The sequence below is a fragment of the Vibrio mimicus CAIM 602 genome (assembly GCF_000338875.1).
GTDB lineage: Bacteria > Pseudomonadota > Gammaproteobacteria > Enterobacterales > Vibrionaceae > Vibrio > Vibrio mimicus.
On record NZ_AOMO01000033.1, the window covers coordinates 65118 to 78247 of the forward strand.

Here is a 13130-nt window from a genome sequence, read left to right on the forward strand (position 1 = left end):
TTGTGGTGATTCAACCTGATGGAGTTGTACAAGTCCACTCTGTAGCTTATTGGAATATGAATTTTGCCGAGGTAGCGCCCGGTGCAATTGTGTACGTTCCGCTCCCACTGCACGATTCTTCTTTTTACCCAAATACCCCAAACACTGACGCGAACCAGTTAGTGATTGAGCTATTGAGAAATAGATTACCCCTATGAAAAATGGCTGTTGTCTTCAACTTAATACCCCACTCTCACTGCTTGCGGTTTTAGTCAGTAGCGCATTAGCCTTGCCTAAACCCGCCTATGCTGATGAATTCAGCTATCCGCAACTGCGCCACTCACAAACGGATTTTGGCGGTACAGGGCTAATCCAAATACCTAGTGCCCGCATGATGCCCGAAGGTGAACTCAGCCTCGCGGTGACCAATAACGATGATTACATTCATTATGCTGTTTCGTTGCAGCTTTTCCCTTGGCTAGAAACCACAGTACGCTATACCCAAGTGCATGAATTGCTTTATAGCAGTGATGCCAGTTTTAGTGGGAATACTAAATACACCGATAAATCGATTGATGCCAAGCTGCGCTTGTGGGAAGAGAGCTACTGGATGCCAGAGATTGCGCTTGGCTTACGCGATGTCGGTGGCACAGGGCTTTTTGATGGCGAGTACTTGGTCGCGAGTAAAAATTTTGGCTCACTCGATTTTACTCTTGGCATGGGCTGGGGTTACCTAGGTAATCGCGCAAATCTAACTGGCGATAAGTCGAAAACTCCCGATTGTGGACGAGATAGTAACTATGACGGTAAAGGAGGAATGTTTGACCTTGGTCGGATGTTCACTGGTTGTACTGCGTTATTTGGTGGTGTCGAATACCAAACGCCTTTTGAACCATTACGCCTAAAAGTGGAATACGATGGCAATGACTACCGCAGTGATTTCCCAGCCACCCGCGGTAAGCACTCGATGCCTGTCGATACACCATGGAATTTTGGTGTGGTTTACGCTCTCAGTGATTGGGCTGATCTACGTTTAAGCTATGAACGTGGTAATACGTTTACTGCTGGACTCACTTTAGGTACTAATGTTGCTGCACTAACCCCAACTTGGGTAGATTCTCCCGCTCCAACTTATCAAGCTACTCCCGGTAAAATGGAGCTGAGTGATGAAGAGTGGCAGCGACTGACTCAAGAGCTTGCCATAGTCGCTGGATATCAGCCTGTCGAGGTATATAAAGAGCAAGACAGCGTAGTAATTAAAGGGACTCAGGTAAAATACCGAGACCGCGAACAAGCAGAACAAAGAGCTGCAACCTTGATTGCCAATACAGGTATTAACGCCAGAACTTACCGCATTATTGAAACTGGCGAAGATCAGCCTTTAACCGAAACCCGCCTCAATAGTGCAGCATTCAAACGTATAGCGGATCACGATTACCCTGATGCTAAACTCGATGATGCAAAACGAAAAGGCAACCCATCCCCAATCAATGGTGATTTAAAAGCAGAGCAAATCGAACGTTGGAGCTTTGGTTTTGCACCTGTATTACAGCAATCGCTCGGTGGATCAGAAGATTTTTACCTATATGCTATCGGTGTAAATGCTAATGCACGCTATAAGGCGGGCGATCACTGGCTATTTTCTGGTACTGTGTATGGCAACCTCACCGATAACTACGATAAGTATAACTATACGGTTCCACCCGATGGCACAGATTTAAAACGCGTGCGTACGCTGTCGCGCCAATATTTTGATGAGACAATACGGGTTAATAACCTACAACTGACCTATTTTGATCAGTTTGGTCAATTCTATGGTCAAGCTTACGCGGGTTATCTGGAAACCATGTTTGCCGGAGTTGGCAGCGAAATCCTCTATCGCCCACTAGGTAAAAACTGGGCTATCGGCATTGATGGTAACTACGTCAAACAGCGCGACCCAAGCTCAACTTTTGGTCTTTACCAACAAGAACGCCAATATGACCCACAAACTGGACGTTATTATCGAGTACAAACAGGAACCGTTACTGGTCATGCTACGCTTTACTGGCAACCACAATTTTGGTCTCTCCTAGACAATACGTTGCTGAAATTCAGTGCAGGCCGCTATTTGACTGAAGATGTCGGTTTTACTATCGATTTCTCCAAGCAGTTTGCAAGTGGTGTAATCGCAGGTGCTTTCGCGACCAAAACTGATCTTTCTGCTGAGGAGTTTGGTGAAGGCAGCTTCTCAAAAGGTTTCTATATTTCGATTCCACTGGATTTGATGACAATCCGTCCCAGCACTGAGCGCGTCAATATCTCTTGGCTACCTCTGCAACGTGATGGTGGGCAAATGTTAGGGCGTCAATATACGCTATTTGATATGACAGATGCTCGCTCACCTTGGTTTACCCGCCCTATTAAACCTCTTTCTAAATAACCCCCTAAGCCCCATAAAGTATGGGGCTTTTTTTATACCCGAAAAATTAAGATTTTTTTGCCACCCAAACCGCCATATTTATGTCATCTAGTTAATAGAATTACTTTTATTTCATAACTTTATAAATTGACAATTAAATGACTCACGCATCAATAAAAACAAAAGAAAATGTGACATTATGCAACATTAAAAATGGAGTCTATACTCACAGGAGCAATAAAAACGATCCTGAATGCGCATCTTGATCTCAATATCACAATGAGAATCTTCAGGAGGGGCTTATGTACCTTCTCAATTTTGATGTGTTTTCATCAAAACAGTTTTTACCTACGTATTTCGCCACTCTTATAACGGCATTAGCATTATCTGGTTGTGTTTCAAGCAATGGCCCCTTACAGATAGTGACCCATGACAAAGCTCCAGCGATTGATTTTGAGATGACAGGAATCCCTCTCATCTACTTTGGTTACGGTTCAAGCGTTCCCATCACTGAAAACTTAAGCTTAACGGCAGCTCATGTGGCCAAACTCAATTATGACCGAGTGATCGCCTATCACCCGACTTGTGATATTGCTTTGGTTGAATCTGATAATCGCGGGCAAAATTTCCCAAATATGGGCTTAGTTTATCAAGATCAAGCAGTGATCACTTACGGCGTAAATGGTAGCGGAGATATTCTTACCGGGCGTGGCCACTATCGAATGGATTTAAACTTCGTGAATTATCGTTATTTTAAGGATTGTCCAGCAAGCATCATGGACGCCCCAGTTCAAGCAGGTATGAGTGGCGGCGGTACATTTAACAGCCGAGGTGATTTGGTCGGCATCATTGCGGCGATGGCAGATAAAGACAATACCCGCTTACTGAGCGGTGAAACCCTTCCTTACGACCGACTCAGCCTATTTGTTTCAATTAACTACGTTCGTGGATGGCTTGATAACGCAGTAAACCAGTACTACGGTGGGCAAACCCACAGATTGGCATGGCGGGAAGATAGGCCTGAGGAAGTTCTCGCCCAAATAGCCGAGCAAGTAGAGCATCCCTAAAAGAACTCTGGAAGAATATTTCTGAATTAATACAAAAAAGCCCTAAACAGTCGTTAGGGCTTTCATTCATAATAAGGCTAGTGAATTTTCATGTTTTCAATTTTTTCGCTGCCATCTTTTAAGCGGCACCATACAAGATCCCCAATGTCATCTGTTGGATTGAAATCCGTCGGTGCTTCGAGCAATAGCTCACGAATACGCTCATGGTCAAACTCGTGGCAAGCTTTATCTAATTCACTAAAGAGCTTTTCAAATTCCACCAAAGATAAATACCGCTCTTTTGCCGTCATAATCCGTTCATGAGCGGTTTTCTCAACGTTATCGCCAATAAGTAGTTCTTCATAGAGCTTTTCACCAGGACGTAATCCAGTAAATTCGATAGCAATATCTCCATAAGGATGCTGCTCATCTTTCACTTCCAAACCAGAAAGCTGAATTAAATTCACCGCTAAATCGGTAATCCGTACTGGCTCTCCCATATCAAGAACAAATACATCACCACCTTTACCCATTGCTCCCGCCTGAATCACCAGTTGTGCAGCTTCAGGAATAGTCATGAAATAACGAATGATGTCTGGATGAGTAACAGTGATCGGGCCACCAGCCTCAATTTGGCGTTTAAACAGTGGTACCACAGAACCTGATGAACCCAGGACATTACCGAAACGCACCATACAAAAGCGAGTACCTTTGATTTTTCGATTCTCTTGCTCAGCCAATGCTTGCAATCCGAGCTCTGCCATTCGCTTAGTCGTTCCCATCACATTGGTTGGTCGCACCGCCTTGTCAGTAGAAATCAAAACAAAAGATTCAACTCCCGCCTCAATCGCAGCTTGTGCAGCATAATACGTCCCAAAAACGTTATTCCGAACCCCCTCAACAACGTTATATTCAACTAGAGGCACGTGTTTATACGCTGCGGCATGATAAACAGTTTGAACATTGAAGCTCTTCATTGTGACCATAAGACGGTTAATCCGCTGTACTGAACCAAGTAAAGGGATTACTTCAGCATGTAGGCTTTCAGCTTCCATTTGCTGTTTAAGCTCTCGATCAATTTGATACAACCCAAACTCTGAAAGTTCAAACAACACCAATGCTTTAGGTTTTTGCCGAATGATTTGGCGACAGAGTTCAGAGCCTATTGATCCTCCCGCGCCTGTCACCATAACTACTTTACCTAAAATATTGGATTCCATCAGGCATTGCTGAGGAGTCACAGGGTCTCGTCCAAGCAAATCTTCAATTGCTACATCTTTTAACTGGTCAATAGAGGCCTTACCTTCGACAATATCTTTCATATCTGGAACAGTAAGGACTTCAGCAGACAGATCGATCAATGACTCCAAGATTTTCTTCCTACGCGCCCTAGAAGCACTTGGAACAGCGAGCAAAATCTGGGTGACATCATGTTTATCAACTAAATATGCAGCACATCTAATATCATAGACCTGTAACCCCATAATTACTGTATTCTCGAGTGTCTTATCTTGATCTATGAAGCCAACAACTTTGTAGTTCTCTGAATTACGCAAGGCGATCGCAAGTTGCCGCCCTGCTGAACCAGCTCCATAAATTAGAACCGCCTTACGCCCTTTTCCATTCAGGCCTGACACAAGAACACGAACAATTAGACGAGAACCACCACACAACAAACACAAGAAAGTCCCGTAAATGATCGGCAAAGAACGAGGAACAGGAGCATCAAAGTAGAATGCAGCAATAGCAACAGATGCAGCAGAAATCAACGTTCCGATACTCACAACTGCTAGGGCATGAAACGTAAGATAACGTAAAATAGCCCGATACAATCCCAACCGAGTAAACGCAAGGATTGTAATGATGGTAACCGTGGTTAGAAGATAAGGAATAGTTTCCGAATGAATAATTTCAACATTCCCCACCCGTACCCAATAAGCACTATAAAATGAAAAAATGATGAAAAACGCATCAATCAATACACTGATGATGCGTTTATTTACTCGAGATAGATTCCAGATAAAATTCAGCCTAGCCATAATAATTGCTTCATTGTTTCTTTTGTTAAATTATTTTTTATGCACTGCATCACCAGCACCACTTCCAGTTACAGTCTTCATGATGTAATGAAAGTAGTTCTTTAATGTGAGTGTATCAATCATGTTTTTATCAGTTTGAGCTAGGAGTCTCGGTGTAGACATATCAATATTTTGAATTTGCGCGAGCCCAGTGATTCCGGGAAGAACATTGTAGACTCCCAGTGCATCACGCTCTGTAATCAACTCTTCTTGGTTGAACAAATTTGGACGAGGACCAACTAGGCTCATTTCTCCTTTTAACACGTTAATGAGTTGAGGTAACTCATCAATTTTAGTTTTACGCAAAAATGCCCCCAGTTTGGTAATAGAACTGGTATTAGCAAGGTGTGATGCTACCGATTGGGTATCTACTGACATGGTACGAAACTTGACCAACTTAAATGGCCTCTTATGTCGACCTACACGCTCTTGAATGAAAATGGGAGACCCTGTATCAAAATACCCCACTAGCGTAATAACCAAAAGTAGTGGCCAAAAGAGCAACAAACCAAAAAACGAAAAAAATCAAATCTAACAACCGGATCATTACTTTGTCCTACTTTGAGTTAAAAACGCTTTGGCTGTTGCAGCTAAACCTTGTTCCATAGAAAAAGGAGGCACCCAGCCAAGGATTTTCTTTGTGTCACTGATATCAACTTGCAAATCCCCAAACAATCTGTTTGAGATCGCTTTTTTGCCTATCAAGTCAGTCAAGCCTTCAATAAGCCAACGCGGAACATAAACTAGTATTGCTTTTTTATTCATCGCTGCGGCCATCCCTTCTAGTAATTCAGACGTAGATACATCATTGTCATCTGACACTAGGAATGTATTACCTGGCGCATTGGGGTGACGTGTACAATGCCAGAGAAGGTCCACCAAGTTTTGCAAAAACACAAAGCTTCGTTTGTTACCCGTATAACGAAGCGGCAACGGTACTCCTTTGCTAACCCAGTGCATCATGGCGCGAAAATTTGCTTTTACGCCTGGCCCATAAACTAATGGAGGGCGAACAATTACCACTTCCATTCCGGTTTCTTGCGAAAGCAAACGCAACTGTTGCTCTGCTTCAAACTTACTTAAACCGTATGGATCAGCTGGTGCAACTGAAACATCAGATTTAAACGGTGAACCACTCTCTGTGCTCTCGCCGTTTACTTTGATTGAACTCACAAACACAAAGCGTTTAACACCGGCGTCTGCCGCTTGACGTGCTAACGATACCGTCCCTTCTGTATTTGCTCGACGATAAATCTCAATTTCCGGTACACCTTTCATTTGATGTACGAGCGCCGCACAGTGCACTACACATTCGATATCTTTTAAGGCTAGCGACCAATCCGTCGGACTGGATAGATCAGCGAGGAAAACATTGTCATCACTTTTACCATTTGATGAACGTCTTTGCTTAATGCACGTATCACCTTGGCTCTCAGCAAGTTCAACAAAAGCACTACCAACAAAGCCGGAACTACCTGTAACTAAAAGTCTCAATCTTCCTCCTGATTTGAAGCGGTTGACAAACGAGTACCGTACCACATGTTCACGGCAACTGATTTTACTTATATGTGTTTGAAGTGTCTTTAACGTCTGTTGACTATAAGGTCACAGATTTCTTCATCATCTGGACTAAACAAGGCTTGAGATTTGTCAAACGTTTTATTGCAAGCCTTCAAACCGAATAGCATGATTTCCTGCGTTTCGGATAATTGTCGATGAAACCGTAGGGTGATAACAATGCCCCCTATGGCGTGAACCAGATCATAGTTCATGTCATAAGTAGCAAAGTTAAGTTTGTTTCGTCGAATAGATTAAGAGTAATAGTAGCGCACTAAAATTCGCGGGCTACCAAAGGAAAAAACGCAATACCTGAAAAAACAATTGGCACATATCGCCATTTAAAGATCTGAATTAAAACAATTTAACACCAAGTTCTTCAAACACTAGATTTAGATCAAAGGTGTCATTTTTTAATCCAAGTGGTTAAATATAATAATCAATTAATTGCAAATACGTCACGTACCACCGAGATAATTCTTGAGCCATACGACTTCAATTAGACTGATTTTACACGTCGATAATGCTGCCGATGCCCCTTATTCAATGGTCAGTCACTAGCGAGTTAGCGCGATTCTAGCGTTTTTCTCTAAGGCAAATCATTCTCTAGTAACACATTTAATATTTAGGCAATTCTTTACACACGACTTCTAATTGCTTTCGGTTTCGATAAGAGAGAACAAAAGTAATGCAACAGACATAAGCGAAGAAACAATCAGCCAATGCGAATATCGAAAATCAGACGATACTGCGAAAACTGATACACCAAGAAGGTGGAATAATCCCGATAAGGAAACGGCTAAAGCGGACGTCGTGAGCCTCCTATTACTATGGATATTTTTTTTCAAGATAGCCACAAAACTGGTGCTAAACACTGCTAATGCCAGTATCACATAAGCTATAGGCAAAAAAAATCATGGAGTTGAGCGACAACGATCTGATTTCATCGAAAACCATTGAATCAACCTTATCTCTAGCCACAATGCCTAACTCGTTTGAATAGATTGTGTCGAACACAGGTGCCCAAAGCGCCCCAAAATGCTTGGTTGTAAGCGCAAGAAAGAAATCCGCTCGGTGCCTAAAGTACGCCATTGGGTTATCAATAATCGCTTTAACCCAGTAGTTGAACAAAGAATCATTTATTTCATCACCGCCAGAACGTATTTTGAGCGGTTCTCCTTTAAAGCGTTTTTCTGCATCGAGCTCATGGATTTGCTCGCCGAAGACAAGTGGTATGTATGATTTGGGCGTATACAAACCGCAGATATTGTCTAGACCTTTGCCAGATTCGAGAATCTCTGAGAGTTGATCTTTTTGTGTTCTACAACTGATACCCGCTACATCGTACAAAACAGTCACTCGCCAAAAGTGCTTCTTCTCAACGGTGTATTCACTGTTGATGTATTTCGACGCCACAAATAACCCCACAGTGACCACCGTCGCAATCAAAAATACTACCAACAAGCGACTAAAGCGCTCAAGCGGAGCAGCATGGTTTTTATTAGGTATGAACGAGGAAAAAAATAGAAAGACTATGGGTATCACTGCCGCCGCTGCGTTATGACGAGTTGATACGGCTGCAAATGCGATAACCAATCCTAGGATTGCAACAAAGACTTTGACTGGTTTGCTTAATGTATCAGGTTCCGCCCCAAAACCAGTAAACACTGACAAACCAAGTAAAAACATAAGTAAAGAGGTGAGTGTGATGTCGGACCAAACAGCTCCCAATATTCCAATAATTGGTGGAAAAAAACCAAACAGCATACAAACTAGAGAACTTAGCCTTAAATAAGTTTTTGCCAGAGAGTAAAAAGTCATAAACAGACCAGCATAGTAAAGGAGCATGTTCAAAACCAACATACCCGCAGGTCCTTCAACAACATATTGATCTAAGAGCTTCCAAAGGTAAACATTAAAAATGGGAAATGAGTCAGAAATATTTCCTGTTCTCGCTTGAGTGAGAATATTGATCGAATCTGGAGACATCGCTCCTGGATAAAAATGTTGCACGACAAAGTAAAACGCTAAAAAACAAGGTAGCCCAATTTTTATTATTCTTGCAACGTTGCTTGATTCTTTCTTTAGCAACACATTTAACAAGCTTTTATTCAAAACAACGAGCGTTCTATTTTTCATGTTCAACAGCCGAAAATTTATCTTCAATTTTCTTTTCTAGTATCGCTATATGCCTAACGAGCTTGGTATGCTTATCTAGCAATGCACGATTTTTCAAGTGCAAATTAAATACTACTATGGCACCACCCACAACAAAGAAATAAAGTAGAAGATCAGCCCCACGACCAACACCCAAGGCATTTGCGATCGAGTTAGACACCTCAGGGAATATAACCAGAAATATCCCAACAAATGAAAAAGCAGAAATCAACAATGAGACAAAAAAGAATTTCTTTCTCTGCTGAATTGCATAGATGAAAAAGATTAATAGAAAAGCCGACAGTATTAACTTAATCATCATTTATATAACCTATTAATCAACAAATCTAATACTATGGAAATGGAATTTGAAATTCTCTGCCCTTTCGACACAGAATACTCAGTATATTTAATCGTCACTGGTACTTCGCACCATTTTAGATTCTTATTGTAAATTTCATCGATGATTTCAGATGCATGCGCCATACCACGTTGAGTGATAGAAATTTCGTTCACCGCACGCGCAGTAAGCAGCCTCAGACCATTATGCGAGTCAGTAAGCGTTACACCACTGGTTGCATTCGTAAACGCTATCGCCGCTTTTAGTGTGAGCAGCTTTTTCTTCGAGATATTTTCTACTCGGCCAAGAAAACGACTACCCAAGGCAATATCCGCTTGCTCTTTCTCAAGCGCCTCCATCATCACGAAGATGTCTTCGTACATGTGTTGTCCATCAGCATCAAATGTGACGACGTAATCAAAGTCGATTCCTTTCAGATAGCTAAACCCAGTTTGCAATGCTGCACCTTGACCCAAATTATCACAGTGACTGATCACTTGAGCACCCGCAGCTTTTGCTATCTCTGCCGTATTGTCACTGGAGCCGTCATTCACTACCAACACATTGTCTGTAACGTTAAGCAGTACATCTTTGATGACATCACTGATGACACTCGCTTCATTATAAGCAGCAATTAAAACCCACAGCCTTCCATCAGAAAAACGGCGAGTACTATCTAAATTCATTTTTCATTTCCTAATATGTACAGCGAGCTAAATAGGTTTGCTTTCGTTGACTAGCACTACACTATTTTTAAATATTCTCTGGCAATCCTATCTGCGTTTGCCATGATCGTAAGAGTATGCGACTTTTCTGTGAGATTAGGTAAAGAAGAACCATCGACCAAGTACACATTTTCTAACCCACTAACTTCCCCTGAAAGTTTACATTGCCCTAACACGGGTTTTTCTTTCATCGGAAATGTCGATGCGTAATGAATACATGCACCAGGTTGTGTAAATTTAAAACTAAAAGGAAACAATATCGCACCAAGTTTTAAAAAAATTCCTCCTTAAAAGTCCTTTAACTTCCTTACCCGCAGTTTGGTATCGTTCATCATATTTCCCTTCAATTTTCATGTTGCCTTTTTCATCAACAATAATTTTTGATTTAGAAAAATACCCTGGTAGGAACACATTACCTATGACACATGCGTTCATTAACCGGCTCAATAGTTTAAGCGCGTTAGCCTGTCCCATAGGCACATATCGGGAAAACTCAAACAGTGGTAAGCCTTGTGTGCCCAATAATGAACCAAACGCGCTGTCTTTCTTTTTCGTTTTGACATTGAAGGAAAGTTGCCCCAATCCAAACTCACTGCTTTCGACTTTGCGACCAAAAAAGCGAGGAATGAAAAGCAAAAATGCTGCTGCTGGGCAACTTTGCACTTCAATTTCCTTGTTTTTAATTTTTAACGATCGAACAAGAATTTTTGTACTTGAAAGAGTCCCAGCGGCCAAAAAGACCGCTGAAGTACTGTAAGAATATGACGCCCCATCTCTTCCGACAGCATGTATTTTGCTCCCTTCTGGTTGCGACTCTACATCAGTTACACGTCGATCTTTGATCAAGGTAAAGTTAGGTGAGCGAAGCAACTCATCAAGATCATATTTCGCTGAGTAAATAGCCTTCTTACCACACCCCCAAAGGCAGTTTCCAGACTTGTCACACTTTTGTCTTTCACCTCTTTGCTCATTGAGCACAGCGATGCGTGAGCGCCCCAATTTGAACCTATTACTTCCAGCATTCTTAACTCTGTAATTATTATTAATGTAGGAAGCCAGAGGATCTATATCGATGGGATCAGAAGACCAACTATCCAGACCAAAATAATACTTCATATCATCTGAACAACGACCACTGATACCCATACGACGTGCAACAGTCGCGTAAGATGTATACATTTCTCTATAGTGGTGCCCAAAGTGATAGATCAGACTTCTTGAATCCCATGCTGCGACACCAGCCCCCCACGCCGTCGACAGTCCACCGAGCGCCATAGAACCTGCAACAAAAAAATTCTCTGTCTGAGTATTAAGTTGTTCACTAAAATCTTTAAACACATGTGATAGTGTTGGCACACGAAACTTAGGTGATACCGCACCACCATTTTTTAAGGAGAAATAGGTTTTTCCCAGCATCCATTCCCACTGCTTCTTATCATTTAGACGACTTATATAGTGAGGTACAGTTGGGCCGCTCAATGCAGTATCATTCCCCCAATCCAGCATCAACACTTTCTTTCCACTTGCTATTAATGGAAAGGCAGTTGAAGTTCCTGCTGGACCACTTCCGATAATGATTACATCATATATCATATTTTTTATCTCTAGTCGGGTGAACACCATATAAGAGTTTAAAGAAAGGCGCAGTAACTATGGCAATCACCTCTTTGAAAAGAGTTATTACAATATCTCTTATTGAACTACCAACAGTTCTATTTCGACAGTTTACAAACTCATTAAATCCTTCAGGCGTCGTCTCAATCAATATCGATGCAGCCACTATTCTGTCAAAAAGTTCGGGGTGTCGTGACAAGGTATTATCGTAATATTTAATCAGGTTTGGCGAAAAAATAAGTCGCTCTTTCAAATAAAGAGGCACACCATCATGTAACGTCTCAATGACATGAACATAACGTTTTATTAGGCTAGCCGACGGCAGTTGACCGTATACATAACTTAATACCGCTTTGGCTTCTCGAATAAGTAAGTATCTATTGACATTGCAGCTTCTACAAATACTTGGTATAGGTTCATCTTGGCAAAGATCTGATTCAAATAATTGATATCCAAAACTCAGCGCTAGATAACGATCCAAACCAAATGGTTTCAAAGAGGAGTGTTTCATCACTTCATTTAAAAGGTAACTTATCGGTTTGGGTATATAAAAAAACACTAAACTTTTATTTAACTTAAAAAAGGCTGTTTGACTAAGAAAGTCGTCAAACGCCATCGTATTGGTTATGATATTTAGCTTATGCTTTGTTGCATTGTCATCAAGAATCGTTTTAACACTCGCGCAAACTTGCCCAATGTAGGACGTTTGAATTTTCGGTATCGGCTTAAATATGGGTACCAGAGGAAGCTTTTCACTCAGACCAAGCAACATTTGATAGAAACCTTGCGGTTCACCACCATACACTAAGCCTAATCGCAACACATAAGCATTAGGTTGAGAGGAAAGATAATTTTCAATCTCCAACTTTACTCTCGCATATTTGGTTTGAACGGTTTTCTGTGCAGACAAGCTGCTGAAAAAGATAAACTTAGCTCCCATCGAAATAGTGTCTTCGTAGAGTTTTTTTGCCGCAGATATTTCTGTTTCTGCTGACAAATCTGCTTCTTTATCAAGTTTGGTGATTGCAGCAAGGTGCACAACGGCATTTACATCTTTTGGAAGATGGAAATTCTGATAGTCTGCAAGACTATACTTCAACGAAGTTATTCTCCGCTGGCTGCTTTGTTCACCGCTTCTAGAGCAGGCAATAACGTCTACGCCATCTTTCGTCAACGCATTGATTAGCGATTTGCCGATGTACCCCGTTGAACCAGTAATTAGTACTTTCAATT

Annotated in this window: 11 protein-coding genes and 1 pseudogene; 3 read left to right on the plus strand and 9 right to left on the minus strand. The window is 41.6% G+C overall.

Features of this window, described 5'->3' with window-relative positions:
- Positions 1–5: 5 nt before the first annotated feature.
- From D908_RS22945 to D908_RS08530, 3 genes are all read left to right on the plus strand, one after another.
- Positions 6–197, plus strand: a complete 192-nt coding sequence (locus tag D908_RS22945) for a capsule biosynthesis GfcC family protein (protein WP_265181574.1) — start codon at positions 6–8, stop codon at positions 195–197.
- Positions 194–2401 carry a YjbH domain-containing protein gene (locus D908_RS08535; RefSeq protein ID WP_005524816.1) on the plus strand — a complete coding sequence of 736 codons (2208 nt, stop codon included), beginning with the start codon at positions 194–196 and terminating at the stop codon, positions 2399–2401. The genes D908_RS22945 and D908_RS08535 overlap by 4 nt, the downstream gene beginning before the upstream one ends.
- A gap of 281 nt (positions 2402–2682) precedes the next feature.
- Positions 2683–3447, plus strand: a complete 765-nt coding sequence (locus D908_RS08530; protein WP_005524818.1) for a serine protease family protein — start codon at positions 2683–2685, stop codon at positions 3445–3447.
- A gap of 77 nt (positions 3448–3524) precedes the next feature.
- Here the strand turns inward: D908_RS08530 and D908_RS08525 are convergent, their stop codons facing one another.
- The 9 genes and pseudogenes from D908_RS08525 to D908_RS08495 all read right to left on the minus strand — a co-directional run bounded on the left by D908_RS08525 (position 3525) and on the right by D908_RS08495 (position 13128).
- Entirely contained in the window at positions 3525–5465 is a 1941-nt protein-coding gene (locus D908_RS08525) for a polysaccharide biosynthesis protein (RefSeq protein ID WP_005524820.1), read from the minus strand.
- Positions 5466–5495: 30 nt separating this feature from the next.
- Positions 5496–6051 (minus strand): annotated as a pseudogene (locus D908_RS0119455) (sugar transferase).
- The gene (locus D908_RS08520) at positions 6051–6998 is read right to left on the minus strand and encodes a UDP-glucose 4-epimerase family protein (protein ID WP_005524823.1); all 948 of its coding nucleotides are present in this window, start codon (positions 6996–6998) and stop codon (positions 6051–6053) included. The pseudogene D908_RS0119455 and the gene D908_RS08520 overlap by 1 nt, the downstream one beginning before the upstream one ends.
- A gap of 930 nt (positions 6999–7928) precedes the next feature.
- Positions 7929–9200, minus strand: a complete 1272-nt coding sequence (locus tag D908_RS08515; protein WP_005524825.1) for a hypothetical protein — start codon at positions 9198–9200, stop codon at positions 7929–7931.
- A complete protein-coding gene (locus tag D908_RS08510; protein WP_005524831.1) occupies positions 9190–9540 on the minus strand; it encodes a DUF2304 domain-containing protein in 351 nt (116 codons plus the stop codon). Before D908_RS08510 ends, D908_RS08515 begins: the two co-directional genes overlap by 11 nt.
- A complete protein-coding gene (locus tag D908_RS08505) occupies positions 9537–10244 on the minus strand; it encodes a glycosyltransferase family 2 protein (protein ID WP_005524833.1) in 708 nt (235 codons plus the stop codon). The genes D908_RS08510 and D908_RS08505 overlap by 4 nt, the downstream gene beginning before the upstream one ends.
- Before the next feature lie 56 nt (positions 10245–10300).
- Positions 10301–10474, minus strand: a complete 174-nt coding sequence (locus D908_RS22550; protein ID WP_235047360.1) for a GMC family oxidoreductase — start codon at positions 10472–10474, stop codon at positions 10301–10303.
- A 52-nt stretch (positions 10475–10526) separates the two neighbouring features.
- Positions 10527–11876 (minus strand): GMC family oxidoreductase, encoded by a 1350-nt coding sequence (locus D908_RS08500; protein WP_005524835.1) that lies wholly within the window; start codon positions 11874–11876, stop codon positions 10527–10529.
- The gene (locus tag D908_RS08495) at positions 11866–13128 is read right to left on the minus strand and encodes a sugar nucleotide-binding protein (protein WP_005524837.1); all 1263 of its coding nucleotides are present in this window, start codon (positions 13126–13128) and stop codon (positions 11866–11868) included. Before D908_RS08495 ends, D908_RS08500 begins: the two co-directional genes overlap by 11 nt.
- Positions 13129–13130 lie beyond the last annotated feature (2 nt).

Excerpts from the sequence above, each read along its gene's own strand:
- D908_RS22550 (WP_235047360.1), bottom strand. The coding sequence starts at position 10,474 with ATGAAAGAAAAACCCGTGTTAGGGCAATGTAAACTTTCAGGGGAAGTT.
- D908_RS08500 (WP_005524835.1), bottom strand. The coding sequence starts at position 11,876 with ATGATATATGATGTAATCATTATCGGAAGTGGTCCAGCAGGAACTTCA.
- D908_RS08510 (WP_005524831.1), bottom strand. The coding sequence starts at position 9,540 with ATGATGATTAAGTTAATACTGTCGGCTTTTCTATTAATCTTTTTCATC.
- D908_RS08525 (WP_005524820.1), bottom strand. The coding sequence starts at position 5,465 with ATGGCTAGGCTGAATTTTATCTGGAATCTATCTCGAGTAAATAAACGC.
- D908_RS08515 (WP_005524825.1), bottom strand. The coding sequence starts at position 9,200 with ATGAAAAATAGAACGCTCGTTGTTTTGAATAAAAGCTTGTTAAATGTG.
- D908_RS08505 (WP_005524833.1), bottom strand. The coding sequence starts at position 10,244 with ATGAATTTAGATAGTACTCGCCGTTTTTCTGATGGAAGGCTGTGGGTT.
- D908_RS08530 (WP_005524818.1), top strand. The coding sequence starts at position 2,683 with ATGTACCTTCTCAATTTTGATGTGTTTTCATCAAAACAGTTTTTACCT.
- D908_RS08535 (WP_005524816.1), top strand. The coding sequence starts at position 194 with ATGAAAAATGGCTGTTGTCTTCAACTTAATACCCCACTCTCACTGCTT.